Annotated in this window: 20 protein-coding genes; 15 read left to right on the top strand and 5 right to left on the bottom strand. The window is 42.5% G+C overall.

Features of this window, described 5'->3' with window-relative positions; translation table 11 throughout:
- Positions 1 to 14: 14 nt before the first annotated feature.
- The 8 genes from hydF (at position 15) to glgB (ending at position 13,732) form a co-directional block, all read left to right on the top strand.
- On the top strand, positions 15 to 1,241 hold the full coding sequence (gene hydF, locus D7Y06_RS06090; protein ID WP_120406937.1) for a [FeFe] hydrogenase H-cluster maturation GTPase HydF: 1,227 nt from the start codon (positions 15 to 17) through the stop codon (positions 1,239 to 1,241).
- A 136-nt stretch (positions 1,242 to 1,377) separates the two neighbouring features.
- A complete protein-coding gene (locus D7Y06_RS06085; protein ID WP_120406936.1) occupies positions 1,378 to 2,484 on the top strand; it encodes a hypothetical protein in 1,107 nt (368 codons plus the stop codon).
- A 22-nt stretch (positions 2,485 to 2,506) separates the two neighbouring features.
- Positions 2,507 to 3,199, top strand: coding sequence for a response regulator transcription factor (locus D7Y06_RS06080; RefSeq protein WP_120406935.1), 693 nt, complete (start codon positions 2,507 to 2,509; stop codon positions 3,197 to 3,199).
- Positions 3,200 to 3,211: 12 nt separating this feature from the next.
- Positions 3,212 to 5,206, top strand: coding sequence for a sensor histidine kinase (locus tag D7Y06_RS06075; protein ID WP_120406934.1), 1,995 nt, complete (start codon positions 3,212 to 3,214; stop codon positions 5,204 to 5,206).
- 97 nt (positions 5,207 to 5,303) lie between these two features.
- Entirely contained in the window at positions 5,304 to 7,589 is a 2,286-nt protein-coding gene (locus tag D7Y06_RS06070) for a hydratase (RefSeq protein ID WP_120406933.1), read from the top strand.
- 10 nt (positions 7,590 to 7,599) lie between these two features.
- On the top strand, positions 7,600 to 8,883 hold the full coding sequence (locus D7Y06_RS06065; protein WP_120406932.1) for an AI-2E family transporter: 1,284 nt from the start codon (positions 7,600 to 7,602) through the stop codon (positions 8,881 to 8,883).
- Between the two features lie 44 nt (positions 8,884 to 8,927).
- On the top strand, positions 8,928 to 11,786 hold the full coding sequence (locus D7Y06_RS06060) for a hypothetical protein (protein WP_120406931.1): 2,859 nt from the start codon (positions 8,928 to 8,930) through the stop codon (positions 11,784 to 11,786).
- Positions 11,787 to 11,824: 38 nt separating this feature from the next.
- On the top strand, positions 11,825 to 13,732 hold the full coding sequence (glgB, locus tag D7Y06_RS06055) for a 1,4-alpha-glucan branching protein GlgB (RefSeq protein WP_120406974.1): 1,908 nt from the start codon (positions 11,825 to 11,827) through the stop codon (positions 13,730 to 13,732).
- Positions 13,733 to 13,984: 252 nt separating this feature from the next.
- On the opposite strand, the gene D7Y06_RS06050 is transcribed toward glgB, so the two are convergent.
- The 4 genes from D7Y06_RS06050 to D7Y06_RS26905 all read right to left on the bottom strand — a co-directional run bounded on the left by D7Y06_RS06050 (position 13,985) and on the right by D7Y06_RS26905 (position 16,189).
- On the bottom strand, positions 13,985 to 14,968 hold the full coding sequence (locus tag D7Y06_RS06050) for a zinc ribbon domain-containing protein (RefSeq protein ID WP_120406930.1): 984 nt from the start codon (positions 14,966 to 14,968) through the stop codon (positions 13,985 to 13,987).
- On the bottom strand, positions 14,965 to 15,342 hold the full coding sequence (locus D7Y06_RS06045) for a hypothetical protein (protein WP_120406929.1): 378 nt from the start codon (positions 15,340 to 15,342) through the stop codon (positions 14,965 to 14,967). Before D7Y06_RS06045 ends, D7Y06_RS06050 begins: the two co-directional genes overlap by 4 nt.
- Positions 15,332 to 15,856 (bottom strand): RNA polymerase sigma factor, encoded by a 525-nt coding sequence (locus D7Y06_RS06040; RefSeq protein ID WP_120406928.1) that lies wholly within the window; start codon positions 15,854 to 15,856, stop codon positions 15,332 to 15,334. The genes D7Y06_RS06045 and D7Y06_RS06040 overlap by 11 nt, the downstream gene beginning before the upstream one ends.
- 165 nt (positions 15,857 to 16,021) lie before the next feature.
- On the bottom strand, positions 16,022 to 16,189 hold the full coding sequence (locus D7Y06_RS26905; protein ID WP_243119126.1) for a hypothetical protein: 168 nt from the start codon (positions 16,187 to 16,189) through the stop codon (positions 16,022 to 16,024).
- Positions 16,190 to 16,375: 186 nt separating this feature from the next.
- On the opposite strand from D7Y06_RS26905, the gene D7Y06_RS06030 reads away from it, so the two are divergent.
- From D7Y06_RS06030 to D7Y06_RS06000, 6 genes are all read left to right on the top strand, one after another.
- Positions 16,376 to 17,068 carry a response regulator transcription factor gene (locus tag D7Y06_RS06030; RefSeq protein ID WP_120406927.1) on the top strand — a complete coding sequence of 231 codons (693 nt, stop codon included), beginning with the start codon at positions 16,376 to 16,378 and terminating at the stop codon, positions 17,066 to 17,068.
- A complete protein-coding gene (locus tag D7Y06_RS06025) occupies positions 17,058 to 18,164 on the top strand; it encodes a sensor histidine kinase (RefSeq protein WP_120406926.1) in 1,107 nt (368 codons plus the stop codon). Before D7Y06_RS06030 ends, D7Y06_RS06025 begins: the two co-directional genes overlap by 11 nt.
- 102 nt (positions 18,165 to 18,266) lie before the next feature.
- Positions 18,267 to 19,199 (top strand): VanZ family protein, encoded by a 933-nt coding sequence (locus D7Y06_RS06020; protein ID WP_158591270.1) that lies wholly within the window; start codon positions 18,267 to 18,269, stop codon positions 19,197 to 19,199.
- Positions 19,200 to 19,571: 372 nt separating this feature from the next.
- Positions 19,572 to 22,697, top strand: a complete 3,126-nt coding sequence (locus tag D7Y06_RS06010; RefSeq protein ID WP_120406923.1) for a DUF6240 domain-containing protein — start codon at positions 19,572 to 19,574, stop codon at positions 22,695 to 22,697.
- A gap of 92 nt (positions 22,698 to 22,789) precedes the next feature.
- Complete coding sequence (locus D7Y06_RS06005; protein WP_120406922.1) at positions 22,790 to 24,232, top strand: flagellin N-terminal helical domain-containing protein; 1,443 nt, start codon at positions 22,790 to 22,792, stop codon at positions 24,230 to 24,232.
- Between the two features lie 11 nt (positions 24,233 to 24,243).
- Complete coding sequence (locus D7Y06_RS06000; RefSeq protein WP_120406921.1) at positions 24,244 to 24,720, top strand: flagellar export chaperone FliS; 477 nt, start codon at positions 24,244 to 24,246, stop codon at positions 24,718 to 24,720.
- Here D7Y06_RS06000 and D7Y06_RS05995 read toward each other — a convergent pair.
- Entirely contained in the window at positions 24,684 to 24,935 is a 252-nt protein-coding gene (locus D7Y06_RS05995; protein ID WP_120406920.1) for a DUF2508 family protein, read from the bottom strand. The two genes, D7Y06_RS06000 and D7Y06_RS05995, sit on opposite strands and share 37 nt — an antisense overlap.
- Positions 24,936 to 25,064: 129 nt before the next feature.
- Here D7Y06_RS05995 and D7Y06_RS05990 point away from each other — a divergent pair, with 129 nt between their 5' ends.
- Positions 25,065 to 25,343: a pro-sigmaK processing inhibitor BofA family protein gene (locus D7Y06_RS05990; RefSeq protein ID WP_243119124.1), complete on the top strand. Its 279-nt coding sequence runs from the start codon at positions 25,065 to 25,067 to the stop codon at positions 25,341 to 25,343.
- Positions 25,344 to 25,452: the final 109 nt, after the last annotated feature.

Raw genomic sequence — 25,452 nt, 5'->3', positions numbered from 1 at the left:
TCAGGAGGCATAACATGGGCTTAAATGATACGCCAAAGGGAGAGCGCATACACATCGGCATTTTTGGAAGAAGAAATGCGGGAAAATCCAGTCTTTTAAATGCCATTACCGGGCAAAGCCTTGCCGTTGTGTCAGAGGTAAAGGGCACAACCACAGACCCGGTGAGCAAATCCATGGAACTGCTGCCTTTAGGCCCGGTGGTGTTTATTGACACCCCGGGCTTAGATGACAGCGGTACATTGGGGGAACTTCGGGTGAAAAAGAGCTTTCAGGTCCTCCATAAAACAAATATGGGGATACTGGTGGTGGACGGGAAAACGCTGCTAAGAGAGGGGAAGGAGAAGTATGAGGAAATAGAGAAACCTATTCTGGCCGAATTTGAGAAGAGGAAGATTCCCTATGTTATTGCGGTAAATAAGGAGGAGTTTCTCTCCTCCCAAGAAAAAGAACAGGCGGTTTTACTTATCGGCAAAAGGGATAAGGTTATGTTTGTCAGTGCAGAACAAATGACTAATATCCATGAATTAAAAGACAGGCTTGGGGCATTAAAGGAAAAAGAAAAAAAAGAAGGAAAACTTGTGGGGGATTTGTTAAAATTAGGAGATTTGGCAGTACTTGTGGTGCCTATTGACTCCGCAGCACCTAAGGGACGGCTGATTTTACCCCAGCAGCAGGTTATCAGGGACTGTTTAGAGGCAGGGGCGGTTCCTGTGATAACCCGGGAAACGGAGCTAAAAACAACTCTTGCCTCCCTGAGGAAAAGGCCCAGGCTGGTGATAACTGATAGTCAGGCCTTTAAGCAGGTGGAAAAAATAATTCCCGAAGACATGTTTCTCACGTCTTTTTCCATACTTCTTGCCAGGTATAAAGGAAATCTTAAAAGCCAGGCGAAAGGGGCTATGGCTCTGGACACCTTAAAAGAGGGGGATAAGGTCTTAATATCCGAGAGCTGCACCCACCACAGGCAGTGCGGAGATATTGGAACGGTAAAGCTTCCGGGTTGGATGAGGGAATACACGAAAAAGAATCTTGATCTAATTTTTTGCAGCGGGACAGAATTTCCACAGGATTTGGCAGACTATGCTCTGGTGATTCACTGCGGCGGCTGCATGATAAACGAGAGGGAGATGAAATATCGCCTGGAGTGTGCCAAAAAGGCAGGAGTGCCCATGACAAACTATGGGATGGCTATTGCCCATATCCATGGGATATTAGAACGAAGTCTGGAAATCTTTGATTGATAGGAAAAAATATAAATAAAGAATAAATATATAAAAACTTAAGAAAAAATCCTGTATTCTTCTCCATTCTTAAATGAATATATGTTATACTGCTTAATAATAGGGAAAAAATATATATGCATACGAGGAGAGATTTATGAGCGTACAGGACAAGTTGGAACGGACGCTGCGGGATATACATGTTATGATTTCCCGGGGGAGAGAAGTGCCAGGGTATGAAGAATACGTTTTGCTTTATAAAAAAGATATGATTAAGCTTTTAGATGTTTTAAAAGAAGCAATAAACGAAATGATGGATGAGTATGAGATTACGGAGCAGAGCAGGGCAAAGGGGGACAGGGAAGCGGAGAGGCGCCGGGAAGAAACGGTGCGGAACGCCAACCGGCAGGCGGAAGATATCTATGCTGCTTCGGTTTTGTACACGGATGACGCCCTTGGCAGGATACAGGACATTATAGAAACCGCAGAAAGTTCTATGAAAGAGATTATGGAAACTTTTGGAAAGGATTTAGAAAAGCAAAAAAGGAAAGTCAGAAGTAATCAGAGAGAATTAAAGAGTCAGCTGGAGGATTTAAAGGATACATCAAAGTATATAAAAATTATAGAAGAGAGGAACAAAGAGATTGCCAGGGAGAAGGCCATAATTGAAGGCCGGGATAAGCCGGAGAGGTATCAACGCAAGAAAAAACCTGAGCCGGATTTTGTTCCTTTGTCGGCGGAGATTAAAATTAATGAAGATTATTTTAAACGGGCCGGACTGACACCAGAGGGGATTCCTGTCCCAAGTGATGAGCCGGTTTATGAAAAGCCGGAGATAAAGATTAATGAGGACTATTTTAGGAGGGCCGGGATTCCCTTGGAGGGGGAGGAAAATGCAAATGCTCCCTCAGAGCTGGGGCAGTCAAGGGTAATCGGGAAAAAACAGACCATTGCAGAGGCATTGGCGGAGGTGAGAGGAGAGAAATTATCCAAGGAGCAGAAGGCCTCCAAAGAGCAGAAAAATTCCAAGGAGCAGAAGGCTTCCAAAGAGCAGAAAAATTCCAGGGAACAAGCCGTTTTGCCGGAGCAGCCTTTTTCTGTGGATCAGGAATTGACAAAAGAACAGGATGCAGCCATTGACGCAGAGATGGAAGCAATTTTAAAGGAGAGTTTAGACTCAGAATACTTTCAGTGGGTTGGAAAAGAGAAGCCTGAGGATAAACAGGAAAAGAAAGGACTTGCCAGATTTCTAAAAAATACTTAAGTGATACCGGGAGGGATAAGCCATGAATCGGATATTGGTATGTGACGACGACAAGGAAATTGTTGAGGCCATTGAAATTTATCTGCAGCAGGAAGGATATGAGATTTTAAAGGCATTTGACGGGGAAGAAGCTATAAAAATTTTAGAGCAGGAGGAAGTGGACCTTTTAATTATCGATGTGATGATGCCCCGTTTAGACGGAATACATGCGACGTTAAAGATTCGGGAAAAAAGCAGCATCCCTATTATCATGCTGTCCGCCAAGTCTGAGGATTCTGACAAAATACTGGGGCTTAATATAGGTGCGGACGACTATCTCACAAAACCTTTTAATCCCCTGGAATTGGTGGCAAGGGTGAAATCCCAGCTTCGCCGTTATACAAAGCTTGGGAATGCGGCGGAAAGCCCAGGCGTGCTCTATCAAAGCGGAGGGCTTTTGATAAATGACGATTTAAAAGAGGTGACGGTGGATGGAGAACTGGTAAAGCTTACCCCCATTGAGTACAATATTCTTCTTCTCTTAATGAAAAACCAGGGAAAAGTGTTTTCCATCAGTGAGATTTATCAGAAGATCTGGAATGCGGAGGCAATCGGAGCCGATAACACGGTGGCGGTACATATCCGCCATATTAGGGAAAAAATTGAGATTAACCCCAAAGAGCCCCGGTATATAAAAGTCGTGTGGGGTGTGGGGTACAAAATAGATAAAGTTTAGCGGAGGGTTGGCATGGGAAATACACATTATAGCAACGCATTTAAGACAGTGGCGGTTTTGCTGCAGATGGTTTTTTTAATTATTGTGATTGTAGTGTTCTCCCTGTTGGTGAATTTATTTGGAAGGAGTATGTTCACATTGAGCGATGTGGGAACCGACTCCTTTTTTGATTCCAGTTATTATACGAAAGTCCTCTCCGGCCAGTTGGTAGATTTGGGAAATTATCTTCAATTCCAGGGCAGCAGGGAGAAGTCGGAGAAAGATACCATAAAGTATAAACAGTATAAAATGCAGTTTGAAGGGGAGAATTCTAATCTCTATTATTGGTATGAAAACGGCGGGAATATCCGCACCAATATGGAGATAGAGGAAAAATATCAGAGGGAATATGTGCTTAAATATGCCAGGGAGCTGGGAAGTTATCTTTATTATGATGATTCCCGGATTTACTTTGAGGGAAATATAAAAGGCAAGAGTTACTATTTTCAGCGGAATATTTTACGGTTATTTCAAAACAGCGGGGAAAACGGAGGGCTGATTGTGGCTGTGGATATGCATCTGCCCAATGATGATGAGATAAAAGAGGCAGCTGATATCTATTATGCCTATTTTCCCTGGGTGGAAATCAGTGTGTTTTTGGGGATTTTATCTTCCATGTGTTTTGTGCTGTTTATTATATACCTTACGCTGGCCACGGGAAGAAATGACGAAGATGAGACAATAAGGCTTTACCGGATAGATTATCTTCCCATGGAGATTTTGCTGGCTGTGTTTCTCATATACATATCCTTTCTCTTTGCCTTTTGCGCTAAACTGGGGCAAAAGTCATGGGATATTGCCAGTTCCCTGATTTTGGCGGGAACCCTGGTGTTTATTTCCGATGGAGTCCTTTTAACCTTATACCTTAGCCTTGTGCGGAAAATTAAAGCGGATATTTTTGTTTCCACAAGCCTTTTGGGATGGTCAGTTCGGACGGTGAAAAAGAGGATGAGGCTGCAGCCTTACAAGAGAGGGACTGTAATCCGTATGGTGTTTCTTGTGGTTGTTGCTTTCTTTTTTGCAGAGGAGGCTTTTGGCAAAGGACGCTGGTGGGGGTATGTGGGACTTCTGGCTGAAATTGCCCTGGTGTTTACTTGTACTTTAAGCCAGGAAAACCAGAGGATGGAAATTTTAAGCGGAATTACGCAAATCACAGGCGGAAATATGGATTACAAATTTGTGGAGTCGGATTACACCGGAGAATGCAGGATTATGGCGGAAAGAATCAATAATATCGGCATGGGGCTTTCTAATGCGGTGGAGGAAAATTTAAAGAGCGAGCGGTTAAAAACAGAGCTAATTACAAATGTATCCCACGATATCAAAACACCTCTCACTTCTATTATTAATTATGTGAACCTAATTAAGATGGAAAATATTCAGAATGAGAAAATAGAAAACTATGTGGATATCCTGGAAAAAAAATCCATGCGGTTAAAACAGCTTACGGAGGATTTGATGGAAGTCTCTAAAATTTCCAGTGGAAATATTGAACTGGATATGCAGCAGATTAATATGGTAGAGTTAATCTATCAAACCGGGGGGGAGTTTAACGAGATTTTTGAAGAGAAAGGGCTTACCATTATCACCAGGCTTCCCAAAGAACCGGTAATGATTTTTGCAGACGGAAGCCGCCTCTGGAGGGTGGTGCAAAACCTCTATAACAATGCGGCAAAGTATGCTTTAAAAGACACACGGGTTTATGTAGAACTGAAAGTGGAGGAGGGATGGGCAGAATTTTCCATGAAGGATATCTCGGAGCAGGAGTTAGAGACAGCCCCGGATGATTTGAGTGAGCGGTTTGTGAGAGGAGACGAATCCCGGGGGACGGAAGGCAGCGGACTAGGGCTTTCCATTGCGAGAAGCCTTACCAATCTTATGGGTGGAACTTTTGAGATTCATTTAGACGGGGATTTATTCACCGTTTCCATTGTCTTTCCCTGCATCGGTTTTTCTGCGGGGACTTAAGCATTCCACCTAAATGTTGACTTTTGCGGGTGCTAGCTTTATAATTTAGGACAATTAGGTGTATCAGCGATTCGACCAGAATAGGAGAATATATATTATGAAACTTTATGAAAATGGCGTTTACTTAATTAATGGAAGGGATCTTGTGGAAGACGGAAAGGATGCGGCAGAGGCCGTTAAAAACAAAACCGGAAATTTCGTCACAAAAGAAGAGGCTGCGAAAAATACCATTGCCTACGGCATTTTATCCTCCCACAATACCTCCGGCAATATGGAAAAACTTCAGATTAAATTCGATAAATTGACTTCTCACGATATTACATTTGTGGGGATTATCCAGACTGCAAGAGCATCAGGGTTAGAGAAATTTCCCATTCCCTATGTGCTGACAAACTGCCACAACAGCCTTTGTGCCGTTGGGGGAACCATCAATGAGGATGACCATATGTTTGGACTTACCTGTGCGAAAAAGTACGGCGGGGTTTATGTGCCCCCTCACCAGGCGGTGATTCATCAGTTTGCCAGGGAAATGCTCTCTGGGGGAGGACGGATGATATTAGGTTCCGATTCCCATACCCGCTACGGGGCTCTTGGTACCATGGCAATGGGTGAGGGCGGCCCGGAACTTGTAAAACAGCTTTTAAACCAGACATATGATATTAACATGCCCGGGGTGGTGGGGGTTTACCTTACAGGAACCCCTGTAAAGGGCGTGGGGCCCCAGGATATTGCCCTTGCCATTATCGGGGAAGTTTTCGGAAACGGTTATGTGAAAAATAAAGTTATGGAGTTTGTGGGGCCGGGAGTTTCCAATTTAAGTGTGGATACCCGTATCGGCGTGGATGTTATGACCACAGAGACCACCTGCCTTTCCTCTATCTGGAGGACGGATGATAAGGTAAAAGAGTTTTATGATATTCACGGAAGAAGTGAGGATTACAAGGAATTAAATCCGGGAGACATTGCATATTACGACGGTATGATAGAAATTGATTTAAGTCTTATCCGCCCAATGATTGCCATGCCTTTTCATCCCAGCAATACTTATACCATAGAGGAATTAAACGCCAATCTTTTAGATATTTTAGATGACTGTGAGAAGCGCGCCCAGGTAAGTTTTGACGGTGCGGTGGACCTGGACTTAAAGAGCAAAGTGAGAAACGGAAAACTCTATGTGGACCAGGGAATCATCGCAGGCTGCGCCGGGGGCGGATTTGAGAACATCTGCGATGCGGCGGATATTTTAAAGGGCTCCAGCATCGGGCCGGATGAATTTACCTTAAGCGTATATCCTGCCAGCATGCCTATTTACATGGAACTTGTGAAAAACGGGGCGGCGGCAGCTTTAATGGAGACAGGCGCCGTAATGAAAACCGCATTCTGCGGGCCCTGTTTTGGAGCCGGGGACACCCCTGCAAACAATGCGTTTTCCATTCGTCATTCCACCAGGAACTTCCCTAACAGGGAAGGCTCTAAGGTGCAAAACGGCCAAGTGGCTTCCGTGGCTCTTATGGATGCCCGCTCCATTGCAGCAACGGCAGCAAATAAAGGGTATTTGACGGCAGCAACAGATGTAGATGTAAACTTTACAAAACCGAAATATTTCTTTGACAAAAATATATACGCAAACCGGGTATTTGACAGCAAGGGGAAGGCAGACCCCTCTGTGGAGATTCAATTTGGGCCAAACATTAAGGACTGGCCGAAAATGAGCCCCCTGCCGGAGCATATGCTTCTTCAGGTTGTGGCGGAAATCCATGACCCGGTTACTACCACGGATGAGCTGATTCCTTCCGGGGAGACATCTTCTTACCGCTCCAATCCTCTTGGACTGGCAGAATTTGCGCTGTCAAGAAAAGACCCCTCCTACGTTGGGAAGGCAAAAGAGATTCAGAAGGCACAAAAGGCCATTGAGGAGGATACCTGCCCCTGTGAGGCAGTTCCTGCTTTAAGGGAAGTGATGGATACGATTCATGCTAACTTTGAGGATGTGAAACGGGAAAACCTTGGAATCGGAAGTACGATTTTTGCGGTAAAACCCGGGGACGGCTCTGCCAGGGAGCAGGCGGCATCCTGTCAGAAAGTACTGGGAGGCTGGGCAAATATTGCCCATGAATACGCCACCAAGCGCTATCGTTCCAATCTGATTAACTGGGGTATGCTTCCGCTGTTGATTGAGGAAGGGGAACTTCCTTTCTCAAACGGAGATTATATTTTCCTCCCGGATATTAAGAAAGCAGTGGAGGAAAAATCCGGTGAGGTGAAGGCAGTCCTGGTAAAAGGCGGGAAATTAAAAGAGTTTCAAATGACATTGGGAGAAATGACCGACGATGAGCGGAGTATTATTTTAAAAGGCTGTTTAATTAATTACAACAGAGTATAGGAGGCAGGTTTTGGAAGAAACTGGTAAAACCAACGGGAAAAAGCAGAAACCGGACTGGGATTTGCAGAAATATTTGGTAATTGCACTGATTACTTTTGTTACTTTTTGCTGCTGCATTCTGTTTTTCTTTGTATTGTACCGCTATCACGGGTTCAGGGAAGGCTGGCAGAAATTAATGAAAGTCCTTCAGCCTATTATCATAGGATTTATTGTTGCATATCTGATGAACCCTGTTATGGTGTTTTTAGAGAGGAATATTCTGGCGTTTTTGGAGGAGCGGGTGAAAAGCCCCAGGAAGGCAAAAAAAATATCCCGCACGGCGGCAACTATAGGGGCTATCCTTTTTCTCTTGTTCATCATATTCCTTTTGTTGAATATGATGATTCCGGAATTAGTCTCAAGTATCCAGAATATGATGGAGAGCCTGCCGGAAGAAATTGATGCCATGACAGCATGGGTGGAAAAGATATTTAACGGGGACGACCAGCTTGCTTATACGTTAAATACCATTTTTGCCCAGTTAAGCAAAAACGTGGAGCATATGGTCCAGCAGCTTATCCCAGAGCTTAATATTTATGTTACTTCCATTACCACAGGTGTGGTTAGTTTTGTTAAAATAATTGTGAACTTTTTAATCGGCCTTGTGGTTGCCATTTATCTATTGATGAGCAAAGAGACATTTATCGGCCAGGGGAAAAAAGTTGTCTATGCGGTTTTCCCCTCAAAAATTGGGAATTATATCACAAGGACCCTGCGGGTGAGCAATGAGATATTCGGCGGCTTTATCAGCGGAAAAATATTGGATTCCGCCATTATCGGCGTGTTGTGCTATGTGGGGCTTTTAGCGTTAAAGATGCCCTATAGTATGCTGGTAGCTGTAATTGTAGGCGTGACCAATGTCATTCCCTTTTTTGGCCCGTATATCGGCGCAGTGCCAAGCTTTGTGCTGATTGCGCTGGCGGAGCCTGTAAAGGGGCTGTATTTTCTGGTGTTCATCCTTGTGCTGCAGCAGCTTGACGGCAACTTTATCGGGCCTAAGATTTTAGGGGATTCCACAGGGCTTTCCCCCTTCTGGGTTGTATTTGCCATTTTAGTGGGAGGCGGGCTTTTCGGATTTATGGGTATGCTCTTAGGGGTGCCCACCTTTGCGGTTATCTATTATTTAATCCGGGAGCTGGTGGCATATATCCTTCGGAAAAGAAAGCTTCCCGAGGCCACAGTGGATTATATTGAGATGAATGATGTGGACCTTAAGACAAGGGAGCTTCGCTACGGTTCTACCCAAAAAAGATAAGAAACAGGAAAAAAGTGAAACAGCGCTTTTTGAGGTGACACAAATTGGATAAATATGAGTACAAATTGAAATTGGATCAGATAAAAACCCTGGCGGCAGAAGGAAATTACCGCACTGCAGCAGAGCTTGCAGATTCCATTAACTGGCGAAAAGTGAAAAATGTGAATCTTCTGATTAAAGCAGGAGATATTTATTCCAAGACAGGACGTTATGATGAAGCGAGAGAAGTGTATTTAATGGCATATGACCGCTCGCCCATTGGCAGGATGATTATATACCGTTTGTCGGAACTGGCCGTTAAAATGCAGAATTTTGACGAGGCTGAGGAATATTACGAAGAGTTTGTGGAGATTGCACCTCATGATAATCTGAAATATATACTGCGGTATAAAATAAATAAGGCAAAAGGCGCGGATTACCAGACTTTGATAGGGATACTAGAGGAGTTAAAAGATGTGGAATATACGGAAGAGTGGGCCTATGAACTGGCTCACCTCTACCATCAGGCAGGGATGAGCGCCCAGTGTATTGAAGCCTGTGATGAACTTATTTTGTGGTTTGGGGACGGAATTTATGTGGAGCGTGCCCTGGAACTAAAAATGCTTTATCAGCCCCTGACAAAATCCCAGGAGGACAAATACCGCTCTTTCCAGCAGAGGAAAGAGGATGTGAAAGAGGTCTATCCCAGGGAAGAAGGGAGAACCCAGATAACCATCCCCGCAGTGGAAGAGCACACCGGCAGGTTCAGTACATCCAATCTCCAGGAGGAGCTGGCAAAGAGCATGCAGCAGATTATGGATGCCACAGAAAAAGAAACTGTGACAGATACCATGGATAATATTAAAAAGATGGTGGAGGAGATTCCATACCTGCAGATGCCTATTGAGACCAAAGAAGAAGTGCCGGAGGAAGTCACTACAGAGGAAGAGATTGACGCTTCTTTAAGAATTAATTTTAAGGAAATGCTTTCGGAGGACAACGATGGACAGATAAGCCTTATGGTGACAGAGCAGTCCAAGGAGCCTCAGATTAACGGTCAGATGAGTATTGAAGATGTATTAAGTGAGTGGGAGCGCACCAAACGGGCGGCGGAGGCAGCCCTTGAGATGGCGAAACAACAGAGGCTTGAGACTGCAAAGGCAAAGGCCCTTCAGGAGGCCGGAGATATTATGGAGCGTCTTTCCGATATGATTCCCAAACTGGATGCGGGTATGACGCCCTCAGAACTTTTGAGGGAAGAATATTTGGGAGAACTGGGGGCAGCCACTTTTGCCAAAGAAAAGCCGGATGAATCCCTTTCAGAGACAGAGCGGGCGGGAAGGATTATGGCAGGGATGAACCAGATTCTTCAGAGGCAGATTGATATGCTGAAGGAGGCAGGCCAGCAGGAAAAAGCAGAGGCGGATTCCGGCGAACCTGAGCTTATGCGGAAAATTAAAGAGGCAAAGCCCAGTTTTGATGAGCAGATTGGGCTTAAGCCCTATGTGCCGGATCAGCTTTCCAAGAAACAGCCGAAAATAGAAGAAATTTCTGAAAATGAAATAGAAAAAGATAAGGATTTTGCCAGTGAGGGCAAAGTGCAAGAGGAGGTAGCGCAAACACCAGAAAACGGTTTAGAAGAATCCCGGGAATACATACTTGAAAATGCAGAGGAAGAAGCTGTGGAATATGCTTCGGAGAACGGCACAGAGGGAACTGCGGGATTTGAGACGGAAGATACGCCAGAAGAAAGGGTGGAAAGTCCTTACCAGGGCAGTTTGGAAAACACCCAGGAATTTTTCCCGGAGGAAAGAAATCCTTTTGAAGCCCAGGATATACAGCAGGATGACGTAACGATTCTTGCCAGGAAGATGATTGAGGCGGAAAAAAAGGAAGAAGCAGGCGTGCCGGAGGAAGAGCAGGAAGAGTTTACGGAGGAAGAACTTGCCCTGGCGGCAAGGGAATTTGCAGAAGGGCCTAAAAAGGGAGATACCGCCCCCATTACCCCGGTAACAACAGACCTTCCTAAGATTCCCCTTCCGGAAGATGTTACAGATGATATTGTGAAACAAAATACAAAGGATATAAAGGCAGAAGATACCGCAAAAGTTTTGGAAAGCGCACAGGAAAAGAAAAAGGTGGAAATGCGGCCTGTGATATCCAAACTGAATCCAGAGCAGAAAGGGATATTTTCTTATTTTGTCCCTGTGGACGGTATGGAACAGCAGATTTGTAAAGCTTTATCCGGTGTAATGGCAAAATATATGGGAGAGCCTACTTCCACTACGGGTAACGTGTTGGTACAGGGGGGCTGTGGATGTGGAAAGACCGTATTGGCAACAGCCTTGATAAAAGCCCTTCAAAGGGAAGTGAAGCAGCCCAATGGAAAGATAGGAAAAATTGATGCGGAGGCTTTAAACAGAAAAGATATCCCCGATTTGCTGAAAAAAATAGCCGGGGGATGCCTGATAATTGAAAAGGCCGGGGAGTTAAACCGGGAGACAGCTGTGAAACTCTCCCTTTTATTGGAAAATGAGACCAGCGGGCTTTTGGTAATTATGGAGGATACCAGGGCCGGGTTAAACCAGGCACTCTCCAAAGACGAAGGGCTTTCCAAAAAATTTACGGAAAAAATTGTGATTCCTGTGTTTACCAGCGATGAGCTGGTGGCTTTTGGAAAGGCATATGCAAATGATTTAGATTATGAGATAGACGCGATGGGGATATTAGCCCTGTATAACAGAATCAGCAACATTCAAAGACTGGATCATGCAACCACATTGACAGAAGTAAAAGACATTATAGATCAGGCCATAGAGAGGGCAGAAAAAAAATCTTTAAAAAAAGCATTTTCTATTATAACCTCAAGGCGTTATAATGAAGATGATTATATAATCTTAAGGGAGAAAGATTTTGAAGAATAAAAAGGATGCCGTTGGTATTCCGGAAAGAAGGAAAGAGAATGGGAAATTTTACTGAGTTAGACATGTATCTGTTTGGACAGGCAACCCACTATGACATCTATAAAAAAATGGGTGCCCACCCGCAAACCCGGCGGAAAAAAGAGGGAATCTGTTTCACTTTGTATGCACCCCACGCAGCCCAGGTATTCGTTTTGGGAGAGTTTAACAACTGGGACGAGACATCCCATGAGATGGAGCGGTTAGAGCCAAAGGAGACAGGTATCTATGAGCTGTTTGTGCCTGGCCTTGGCTGTGGAAGTTTGTATAAGTATCTGATTGTTACACCGGATGGCAGAAAGCTTTATAAGGCAGACCCTTACGCTAATTTTGCGGAGGTAAGGCCGGGAACTGCCTCCAGAATTGTGGATATAGACAATTTTAAATGGACGGATGAAGTGTGGATGAAAAAGAGGGCTGCTGCAAAAACTATGGATGAACAGCCTATGAGTATCTATGAAGTGCATCCCGGTTCCTGGATGCGTCATCCGGGACACCAGGAGGATAATGGTTTTTATACTTACCGGGAGTTTGCGAAAGCCCTCTGCAGTTATGTAAAGAAGATGGGGTATACTCATGTGGAACTTATGGGGATTTCCGAATATCCCTTTGACGGTTCCTGGGGTTACCAGGTAACGGGGTATTATGCGCCCACTTCCAGGTACGGTACGCCGGAGGACTTTGCCTGGCTTGTAAATTATTTTCATAAGAACAATATCGGTGTGATTCTTGACTGGGTTCCGGCCCATTTCCCAAGGGATGCCCACGGATTGGCTGATTTTGACGGCCAGGCGCTGTATGAGTATGCAGACCCCAGAAAAGGGGAACATCCGGACTGGGGAACTAAAATTTTTGATTACGGTAATAACCAGGTAAAAAATTTCCTGATCGGAAGTGCACTCCTTTGGGTGGAGCACTATCACGTAGACGGCCTTCGGGTGGATGCGGTGGCTTCCATGTTGTATCTGGATTACGGCAAACAGGATGGACAATGGGTTGCCAATAAGTACGGGGACAATAAAAATCTGGAAGCCATTGAATTTTTTAAACATATCAATACCTTAATTACCGGGCGTAATCCCGGGGCGGTAATGATTGCGGAGGAGTCCACTGCATGGCCTAAGGTAACGGGAAGCGTGGAGGAGGAAGGATTAAACTTCTCCTTAAAGTGGAATATGGGCTGGATGCATGACTTTTTGGACTACATGAAACTTGACCCTTATTTTAGGAAAAATAACCACAATAAGATGACTTTTGCTATGTCCTACAACGAGAGCGAAAAATATATTTTGGTGCTTTCCCACGATGAAGTGGTGCATTTAAAATGTTCCATGATAAATAAAATGCCTGGAAATGAGGAGGACAAATTTGCCAACTTAAAAGCAGGATATGGTTTTATGATGGGACATCCCGGAAAGAAGCTTTTGTTTATGGGACAGGAATTTGCCCAGCTCCATGAGTGGACGGAAAAAACGGAACTTGAGTGGTATCTTTTGGACAATCCAAAGCACAGGCAGATGCAGGAGTATGTAAAAGAGTTGCTGCATCTTTACCGCAAATATCCATCTATGTATGAACTTGACCATAAATGGGACGGCTTTGAATGGGTAAATGCCAACGATGCGGACAGAAGTATTTTCAGCTTTATCAGAAAGAGCAAAAGCGGAAAAGACTGTATGCTCTTTGTATGTAATTTTACCCCTGTGGCCAGGGAAGATTACCGGGTAGGTGTTCCTGTGGGAAAAACATATAAGTTAATTTTAAACAGTGACGATGCCAAATTTGGGGGCAGCGGGGAGAAGCGCCCTGCAAGCTACAAGGCGAAGAAAGAAGAATGTGATGGAAGGGATTACTCTTTTGAATATTCACTTCCGCCATTTGGGGTTGCTGTGTTTAAGTTTTCGTATTAAAGTTAGTGAATGGAATTAGATGGAAAAGGGGCTGTCGCTTTAAGGAATGAAAATTCTTGAAACGGCAGCTTCATTTTTGCTGTTTTTCTATGTGATTTCAGGAAAGAGTCCCATATTATTCTGTTATTCTATAAAAGGAACGCATTTAAACAAGCCATTCCCCATGGTTTGAAAGTTTGCTTTAAGATGTTAAAAATTAAGCGTTTTTCTCAGGAAACAAATGCGTTCCGGTTCTGCCTTTTTGAATCTTATTTAAGTAGAATATAAGTCAGTCAAATCCATTGCCTCCACAAACTGACTGTGTAACCGCACTGAATCATCTTCCGGAATGATTGTTTCAATATATTTCACATAAATCTCTGAAATAGTATCTTCCACACCATTGATTTGCAATCTTACATGGATTTTTCCATTTTCAAAATCATTCAGCGGATATTCAAGCGGTTCGGACAGATTTGTCACATCAACGGATTTCACAACCTCGCCCTGTACTAACCACAAAACAAGTGTTGCGCCCTCAGGCACCGTTTCACAAGAGATGTCTGCATAAAGCATTTGTGCGCCTGCGTCCTCTATCATTATGTTCTGTTCTTCCACAAAACCATCGCTTGCACATCTAAAATCCAACTTCCAGACACCATTCAGATAGGTGTTAGAGTTCATGCTAATTACACCCAAATTCCAAACACGGTCGTTAGAAGCAACATTTGTATTCACACCATTTCCGGTAGCAGCACTGACGATAAAGCCAGTCAAGCACATCAGCATAAGCACCATACTGACAATACCCGCAGCAATAAATTTCAAATGATGAGTTCCCTGTTTTACCATAACACCATTACCCTCCCTATTTTCAATATGTGTTCCACATTCCTCACAATATTTTGCTTTCAATGAAATTCGATGCCCGCAGGCAGGACACGTTGCTTTTATCTCTGAACGGCGCAGAAAGTAAATCAGCAAGCCAATAAAAGGGGTTGCGATAAAAACTACAATCGCCCATAACACCGGATCATCGCCCCGCTTTTTGCAATCTTGATATACCCACGCCGCAAAGAAAGCAGCAGTACACAAGGCAAAAAGGATAAAGAGAAGAAGAAGAATGGGAAGCAGCATAGAAAGACCGCTAAAGCCATCACTTTTTAGAAAATACAGGCCAAACCGCAGGAAAATCAACAGCAAGATAACTGGAATACCAATATAAAGCGGAAGTCTGTTCTTTTTTGTATTATTCACGCCAATGCACCTCTTTTCTCAACACGGATTGTTATATCCTCTTTCATATTTGTTCTTTTTACACCAACTATGGTAAGCAAAACGCCAGCCAGACCAATGTAGAAACAGATACCAGCAGCAAAGTAAGACAAATAAATGTTGCTGATTACTATTAGTGCTACACCTGCCAGCATAATAAATGTAACTAAGTTCAAAATCATCGGCAAATACCAAAGAGAAAAACCGCATGTGGCGGGTTGCTTTCGCATTGCCGCTTCTTTTTGATACAATGTCGCTTTCAGTTTGTTGTTCAACTCCGGGGCTGGTTCGTCAGCCATTTTCATAGAAGCCCGGATGATTTCATCAATTTCTGTATTGAAAAGGTCATTTTTCATATCCTGCTTCCTCCAATCTTTTCTTAATCAAACTTCTTCCCTTAAATAATCGGCTTTTTACTGTTCCGGGTGGTTTCTTAATGATTGTTGATATTTGCTCTACGGAACAATTAGAAAGATAAAACAGGGTCAACGGTATTCGGATTTTTTCTGGTAGTGCTTCAATAATCCGATTAACTTCTGAAATCAACTCTTCCTGCAAATAGCTTTCTTCAATACTTTCTTCGGAATGTAAGACTGCTTCTGCTTCATCATCCAAATTACTACATGGAGCAATCATATTTCGGCGGGCCTGCTTTCGTCTATTGCTTTTCCAAAGATTGTGCGTCAAGGAAAAAAACAGTGCTTTAGGATTTTGCTCCCAGTCAAGCGTCCATTCCATTTCTAACGCTTTTAGAAAAGTCTGTTGATATAAGTCCTCTGCTTCTGATTTGTCCATACAGAGTTTCAGGCAAAATCTATATATATCTGTACCGAACTCGTCAATACATTTCTCGATTTCTCTTGCGTCCAATGTTTCACCTCCTCTGCCCGTTCACCCTATATTCGCCATGACTTTGTATGCGGTTCACTTTTTTTAAAAATCTTTACAGGTAAAATGCCGGGGTGAAGTAGTTAATTTCACTCCCGGCATTAAAAGACAACTTTTCCTATGGTGTTTTGCGAAAGATAGCAATAGCTATTTTTTATTATCATTTTCTAACTCGATTACATCCAAAATACCACAATTCAGGGCTTTGCAGATACGAACCGGCGTTTCTATTGTCTGCCCATGCTCTGGCTCGTCAAAGCGTATCTTCTCCACCACAATGTCATAGGGAACCGGGCATTTACCGCAAGCGACCAACCGAAAAGGAACGTCAGTTAGCGAGAAAAGCCCCACGCCGGGAGGAAGAAAAGAAGCATTGTGGAAATGTGCATAACAGGCTATGGAATCCCACTCATTATTTCTGTATAATTGAAAAATCTATATAAACACAGTATAATAATATCCATAGAATACCACGAAGTAAAAGGAAATGAGGAAAAAACAATGAGCGGCAAAATATTGTTAGTAGACGATGAACAAGAAATTGCTGATTTGATTGAGGTATTTTTGCAAAATGAACAATTTCAATGTTTTAAATATTACACGTTTCAAGACGCATTTTCAGTGATAGACAGTGAATGTTTTGACTTGGCAATAATAGATATAATGCTGCCAGACGGAAATGGCTTTACTTTATGCAGAGAAATACGGAAGAAATATACCTATCCCATTATATTGCTTACATCTAAAACAGAGGGAACAGATAAAGTTACAGGTTTATCTTTGGGGGCAGACGACTATGTTACAAAACCATTTCTTCCGATTGAACTTGTAGCAAGAGTTAAGGCGCATCTACGGAGGGTACATGATTATGACGGTAAAAAAATTAGCTCAAATGAAATGGTTACAATAGCTGGACTTCTGTTAAATAAAACTTCGCATGAATGTAGATTAAACGGGGAACAGATTAAACTAACCCCCACAGAATTTTCAATATTATGGCTTTTATGTAAAAACAGGGGAAAGGTATATAGTGCTGATGAACTATTTCAGATTATATGGGGAGAAAAGTATTTTAAGAACAGCAGAAATACGGTAATGGTTCAAATCAGACATATACGAGAAAAATTGAATGATATTGGTGAAAAGCCGAAATTCATAAAAACAATATGGGGAGTAGGATATATTGTTGAGTAACAAATTTTCAAAGAAATATAGAAAGCTATTATTGCTTAGGCATTTTATAGGTGCATTTATTGTGTTCTTTGTCCTTTTGGCTGTTTGTTTAGTAATTGAAAGTGTAGGCAACAACAATTTTTATGTTTTCGTAGAAAAAGTAGCAGGATACGATTTTGCGTGTTTTGTACATGATTATGAGCCTTCAATTATTGTATTTGGTTTTCTCATATTAGAGTTACTTATGTGGATTGCAATAGAAAGAAGTTCATCAAGGAAGATATTAAAAGTATTGGATTCCTTGGAGTATGTTGTTGACAATTCAGCGGATAACATAGAACTCCCTTTAGAATTTTCCGATTTGCAAAATTGGCTTAATCTTATAAAAATGCAGAACCGTGAGCAACAGCATTTACTGGAAATTGAAGCGCAGAAAAAATCAGATACGCTTACTTACCTTGCGCATGACATTAGAACCCCGCTTGCTTCCGTGGTAGGTTATTTAAGCCTATTGTGTGAAGCGCCGGATATGCCAGCCATACAACGGGAAAAATATACAAAAGTTGCTTTCCGCAAGGCTATACAGTTTGAAAAACTGATAGATGATTTTTTTGATATAACAAGATATAGTTTATCAGACAAAACTTTGGTGAAACGGGAAATAGACATATGTTTTTTAATAGAACAGTTAGCAGATGAATTTTACCCGTTGCTTAAACCCAAAGAGCTGCACATTGATTTAAAGTTGGGGGAAGGACTGTTTATAATAGGGGATTCAGAAAAGATTGCAAGAGTATTCCATAATCTTCTGAAAAATGCTATAAATTACAGTTATCCGAAAAGTTCGATTGAAATTTATGCCAGCCAAACTTTATCTTATATAACTGTTTCCATTAAGAATTACGGCAAAACAATACCTGCTGATGAATTGGGGCATATTTTTGATAAGTTTTACCGTTCCAAAGAATATGGGGAATCAGAAGAAAGCGGAACAGGGCTTGGCTTGGCAATCGCAAAGGAAATTGTAAGAATACACAATGGAAGCATATATGCTATGAGTGATGATGAAATAACAGTGTTTGAAGTCAAGCTGCCTGTTGCGGAAAAGCAGCGATAAGAAAAAAATAAGAAATCAAAAAGAAATAAAGAATCAAAAACTCACTTCAACAGGGTATAATAATCCCCCAGTAGAATGAGTTTTTTTCTTGGAGGAATTGCTATGGATAATCAAAATAAAAACTATGAAAAAATTTTGCGTGGCTGTCAGTGGGTATTTTTTATTATATATGTTATCTTTCTGATTCGCATAACCTTTTTCAAACAAGTAACATTAAATAACTTATTTTCTGCCATAGGTGCAAGTGAAAGGACAATCAGTGTCATTCCCTTTAAATCAATTTATGATATGGCTGTTTCAAATACTTCTATAGGACGAATCATTGAAAATGTAGTAGGAAATATCGTTTTATTTATTCCGTTTGGAATACTTTTTCCAATTATCTCTAACAAAAAACGTAAAGGGGTTTTATGTGCCGCTATCATATTCAGCCTGTTAATTGAAATTACGCAACTCCTTTTTGCGCTTGGGAGTACAGATGTTGATGATTTGATATTTAATGTATTAGGTGCATATATTGGATATTTTGTATCAGATAAAATAAGAAAACTATTCAAGTCATATACGCATTTTCTTATTGCTATGACGCTTATAACGGCTATTTTAGGAGCAAGTGTATTTGGATATTTGCTTGTTTACCAAACAGATTTATTTGTACTTAGCAAATATGATATAGATATTGAGAACTCAGAACTTGTAGAAACATTTATTGATACGCCAGCTACTACTACAGGTAGATATATTGAGTTAGATAATTGCGTATTAGAAGTGGAAAAAAGTGTTAAAAGCGCAAATGATATAAGGGAAATAGAGGCGTTCAAGATTACAGAAGACTGCGAAATATTTATTTGCTTCGATAGAATGGAATATTTTTTCAGTGCAATTACAGGTGAGTATCAAAAATATGAAAAGATTGATTATAATGATTTTATTTCACAAACAAAGTACAAATTTGATAGAAATAATAATGTGAGAATTTGGAGTGATGATGAAAAAAATATAAAGTTTATAGTGATTACTGAATGGATTGAATGATTTGGAAATATAACGAATAAGTTTGGCAGTTATATCATGTACGGATAGTCAAAGGGCGTGTTGACATGGACAGCTTCATTAATAATTTAGAGCCATTAAAGAAGGTTGATATGCATACTTATACAGGAATACATATGGGCCTTGATATATTTGGATGTAATTACAAACAACTCGAAGATCAAGCATATTTGATTCGGGTTTTGGAAGAATTTAGTGGAATTAAAGTTTCCAGTTATACTGTAATAGAAGTGGTCTTCTAAAAATTAGATATCCCATTCCCTCTTTAGTTTCCGTTCCAAATAACCGAAATAAAATACAGATTGTATCACAGGCATGGAAATGTAGAGGCTATGCATATCGGAGGAACAGAATATGAAGATAGACAATAGTGTATTTGACCCAAATATACAAAAAGAACAGCCTTTTGCCAAGGCAAACTATGGGGCATCTTTTGCAGAAGTGGCAAAGGCAAAGGTGGATGCTTTCGATAAGGCCCAGAAGGTGGGCCAGAGCGGTTATGACAAAGAGGAAGTTACCGGAAAAAGTGCAATAGAGGAACTGCAGCAAAAGATGGAAAATGAAAGCATGTCTGCTGGTGAAAGAAAAAATCAGATGGCAGTTTTATCTAACACTTTGTCTCCGGAAGATTACAGAAAACTCCAGGAGGAAGGTTTTTCTATTCACGAGACAGATGGAAAGACCATTGTGACAGTCACGGATAAGATAAAAGCACAGCTTGCAAAAGCCGGAGTGGATGTCTCCGCTATGGGAGATTCCCTTACCAGGGAGCAATTGGAGGCAATTGGAGGCAGTGTGGCGGCGGCCAATCAGTTGGAAAGGGAATTTGCCCAGGCAGACCTGCCGGATTCCCAGGAGAATATGGCAGAAGGGCTTGAGGCTTTAAACCAGGCAAAAGAGCTGACAAAGCCTTCTGACGGTGCCATAAAATATATGTTAGATAATAGGCTTGCCCCAAGCATAGCAAATCTTTTTCTCGCAGAGTTTTCCGGAAGTGCAGGCTATACGCCTCCGGAGGACGGGGAGATTGATTTTGATTCTTTAACTGAGCGGATAGAGCAGGTGATTACCCAGGCGGGGGAAAAGGTAAATGACCAAACCATAGAGGACAGTAAGTGGATGATAAAAAGCCAGATTCCCTTTACGGCAGAAAATTTTTCCTATGTGGAAAAATTGAGGGGATTAGAGCTGCCAATGGAGGAATCCCAGGTGATTTCAGCAGTGGCGCTTGCCGTGTCGGAGGGCGGACGGCCGGAAGATGCCATGCTTTTGCCGGAGTACACCCTGAAAGCCCAGGCAGAACACGCCATGGAAGTGGTTATGGAGGCTTCCGATGAAGATTTGGCATATCTTACTGCCAACAATATGGAAATTACCATAGAGAGTTTAGAGCAGACGGCGGAGCTTAGAAAACAGGGAAAACTGAATCAGACAAACAGCAGCCCTGTGCTTGCTGAAGCGAAAGGAGCAGCTGAAGGGGAGGAGATTTCCCATGAGGCATTAATGTTCCTGAAAGCAAAGCGTGTTTTGGAGGAAACCCGTCTGGCTATGACTACTGAGGCCAACCGTGCCCTTTTAAAACAGGGGATTTCCATAGATACTAAGCCGTTGGAGGAATTGGTGGAAAGCTTAAAGCAACAGGAGAATAATTATTATGAAGCTCTCTTGGGAGAGAAGACAGGGGTGAACCATACAGAGAGCATGACCCAGCTTTTTGCAGAGACCGCTCAGAAGGTTTCAGATTTAAAGCAGATGCCCGCTTACCTTTTAGGCATACAAGGACGTGATTTAGATACCGTAAACGGGCTCCACGAGGCGGGAACCGTATTAAAGGACACATTAGATAAGGCCAATGAGAGTTATGAGACGCTGATGACAGCCCCCAGAGCAGATTTAGGTGATTCCATTAAGAAGGCTTTTGCCAATGTGGATGATATTTTAAAGGATTTAGGACTTGAGGCAAACGATGCCAACGAAAGGGCAGTGCGGATTTTAGCTTACAACAGCCTGGAGATTAATGAAGGGTCCATACTTGCCATGAAGGCGGCAGATGAGCGGGTGCAGAGAACCTTTGCAAATCTGACCCCGGCAACTGTCAGAGAGATGATTCATCAGGGAATCAATCCCCTAGACACAGATTTGGATACCTTAAATAAACAGGCGGAGGCAATTCGGCTAGAAAGCCCGGAGGCAGACAATGAGCGATTCAGCGAGTATCTCTGGAAATTGGAGCACAACAATGAGATTTCCCCGGAGGAGAGAGAGTCTTACATAGGAATTTACCGCCTGATGAACCAGGTGGAGAAGACGGATGGGGCGGCTATCGGAGCTCTTATAGCCCAGGGCGGTGAACTGACCATGAGAAATCTTCTGACGGCTGTGCGCAGTTCTAAGAAAAGCGGCATGGACTATACAGTGGATGACGAATTTTCCGGTGTGGATGGCACTGTGGGCAAATCAATTACAGATCAGATTGAGACAGCATATCAGTCTGATTGCATGAGAGATGTTTTAGAGACCCTAACTCCGGTAAAAATGCAGAAGCTGATGGAGAGTCCGGGATGGGAGGATTACACTCCGGAGCAGTTAAAACAGGCTCTAATGCAGATGTCTCAGGAGACGGAGGCAGAGGAGGCAAAAGCAGATCAGGAGTATTACAAAGCCCAGGCACAGGAAGTGCGCCAGGCCGCAGTAACGGAGGAGCAGGTTTACAGCCTTTTATCTAAACTTGATCTTCCCAATACTGTGGATAATGTCCTTGCTGCAAATCGGTTGATGAATAAGCGGAATCAGGTGTTTAACCAGCTATTTAATAAAGATGAGGTATTTTCCGGTGAGGAGGTGGATTTCCAAGGCATTAAGGAGGAAATCCTTGAAAGATTTGCCAACGCTATGAAAACACCCAAAGAGATGGCTGCAGCCCAGGAAGTTTTAGCGGAGACAGCGGAAAACGTTATGAAGACCATGATTGCCGACAAGGAGCACATTACCAGCATGGATATCCGGGAGTTAAAGCTTATGAATGCACAGCTTTCCATTGCGGGAAAAATGGCGGAGGAAGAGAATTATACCATTCCTGTGCTGGTGGGAAATGAAGTTACCAATATGTCGTTAAAGATTGTCCGGGGCACGAAGAAAAAAGGCATTGTGGAAATTATGTTTGAGACGGAGAAAGCAGGCAGGATTGCGGCAAATATCCGGGCGGAGGAAAAGGGAATTTCAGGTTTTGTTGCCGCTGACAGGAAAGAGACCAGAGATAGGATAGAGGCCCATGCAGAAAGTATTACGGGCAGATGGCCCGTGGAGGGAGAAAATATCTTAAAGGCAGCTTATGTGGATGAATTGGATTTCAATAGGTTTTCCCATTCAGCCATGGGAGAGGTTCCGGAAAAGGACAGTGAATCATATGAAATTCAGACGGCAAGGTTATACGAAATTGCAAAGAGCTTTATGGAAAGCATTAAGGAACTGGAATTTTAGTCCGATATAGATTGCAGAACAAAGAGATTTACAGGGATGTACCAAAACGGCATGGATGCGGAACAGTAGAAAAAACAGGAAGGTAAAATTATATGAAAATTAATCACAACATGTCAGCAGTTATTACAAACGCACATTTGCACCACTCAGAAAACGGACTTGCGCAGTCAATGGAACGCTTATCTTCAGGACTGAAAATTAACCATGCCAAAGATGACCCGGCAGGAATGGCAATCAGCGACAAAATGAAGGCTCAGATTGACGGTTTGGCACAGGCATCCCAGAATGCATCTAACGGAATCAGCGTATTGCAGATTGCAGATACGGCTGTGGGAGAGATTACCAGTATGCTCCAGAGAATTCGTGAGCTGTCTGTTCAGGCGGCAAATGATACCAATATGGTTGCTGACAGGCAGGCAATGCAGGAAGAAATTGGAGAGCTTAGGAAAGAAGTAGACCGAATTGCCAGGGATACGGAATATAATACAAAGAAGTTATTAGATGGAAGTTCCGATACAAGAGTTTACGCATCTTCTGATCCGGCAAACCCCATTGATGTAACCCGGATGGCAGTGTCAGATGAAGTGGAGCCGGGACATTACAAAATGACTGTCAATGCGGCGGCCACCCAGTCTACAGCCCTTACCGCTACCACAGGGACTGTTCCGGAGGGAAAAGTTTCTATCAACGGGTATGAAATTGGTTTTACAGGTAAGGAGACAGCGGATGAGTTTTACCAGAAACTGAGAGACGGTGCAGCAAAGGGGAATGTGAATGTATTTCCTTCCGATGGAACCAATAATTTACAGCAGTTCCCGGAAACAGGGGGATATACACCCACGGGAACACCTTACCAGTACGGTGACCAGCTTGCATTTGTGTGCAATAAATTTGGAGTGGAATCACAGGTTGAAATTAAATGCAGTACACCGGAAATGGAAGCATTTTTAGGAGTACCGGGCACAGCTATAGCAGGATTGAATATTGACATTTCAGCAGATTTAGGTTCAGACTTTGGGCCTCAGACTACAGTGCTGACGGATGGAAACCGGATTATGATATCAGATGTTTCAGGATTTTCCATGGATTTTATGGTGGGTGCAGGTCAGACAGGAGATGTGGATATAGAAGTGACAGATATTGGAAAAATGACACTGCAGATTGGGGCAAATGAACATCAGACTATGAAATTTACCATTCCCAAAATTTCCAGCCAAAATCTATATCTGGACGAAGTGGATGTAACCATGATAGATGGCGGAGGCAGGGCAATCAGCATTTTGGATAATGCGATTGGAACTGTGAGCAGTATCCGTTCCAGAATCGGTGCTTACCAGAACCGCCTGGAATATGCGGTGGACAGCCTGGATGCGGCAGGGGAGGATGTGACGACTGCTTACTCACATATTAAAGATACAGATATGGCAAAAGAAATGACAGAGTACACCAAATATACTGTTTTGCAGCAGGCAGGAACCTCAGTGCTTGCCCAGGCAAATGACATTCCCCAGATGGTATTGCAGCTATTGCAGTAGGAGTATAAAACATGAATCGTGAGCAGGTAAAAGATTTTACCAGAAGAATTTCCCAGTGTAACAGAGGCGGCATGATTGTGGTAATTTATGATATTTTCTTTGCGTATGTAACAGAGGCGGAAGATGCATTTTCCAGAAAGGAGAATGAGCAGTTCCAGGAATCTGTGCGGAAGGCGGAGAAATGTATTGACGAATTGATGCGGGCCTTAGATTTTAAATATGCGGTCTCAAAAGACCTATATTCTCTGTATGTCTTTGCCAAAGAATCTTTGGCAAAGTCAGTGATGAGGAATGGGCTGGAAGATTTAAACCATGCAAAAATGGTTATGGAAAACCTGCATGATGCTTTTAAGGAAGCAGCAAAGCAGGATTCCTCACAGCCATTAATGCGCAATACCCAGCAGGTTTATGCCGGGATTACATACGGAAAAAATGATTTGACTGAGACATATCAGGTACCTGAAGCTTCCAGAGGATTCTTTGCATAAGAATCCTCTATTTGCTTTACCCGGCCAAGAAGAAACTTATACCGCATCTGCACAGACTGAAGCTCATAGATATAGCAGTCGATAAGGTCCTGGTCCAACACATTTGCAAGGTTGGCATAGGCGGAATCTAAATCCACCTTGGCTTTGTCCAAATCCTCTAAAAGCACAGCATAGTTTTTGTCACAAAAAACACTGTTTTTCAGCATTCGCTTCATAGCATCCCCGCCTTCTCATAAATATGATATATTTAAATTATAGTCAATAGAATGTGGATTTATACAAAAAAGGAATAATTTTGAAAATAAAGTATATATTGTACCAAAGAGTGGACGAGGAATAGAAATATGGAAATGAATAAAAATACCGGGATGCTGGTAATCATTGGAATTTGCCTTTTGGTGCTTTTTATGGGCCTTTTGCGGCAGAAAGCTGAGTTTTTGCTAAATTTTTTAGTGCGGGGATTATTGGGAGTCATAGGCATTTATCTGTGCAATATGGCCTTGGCTGAGTTGGGAATTGCCTGTGCAGTGGGAATTAACCCCTTTAGTGTTTTGACAGTGGGAACCCTTGGTACAGGCGGTCTTGGGCTACTTTACGGCATTGTTTTTTATAATATGTTGTGACAATTTCACAAAAATGGAAAATTTTTCAGAAAGCAGTAGACAAATTAGGCTGCAGCTACTATAATGCTAACTACAAACTACGAGAGAGGTGATACATTGGAAAAGTAAA

Source organism: Roseburia sp. 1XD42-69 (assembly GCF_003612565.1).
GTDB lineage: Bacteria > Bacillota > Clostridia > Lachnospirales > Lachnospiraceae > Roseburia_B.
The sequence above is the reverse complement of the archived record's forward strand: the minus strand, read 5'-3'. Positions and strand labels throughout refer to the sequence as shown.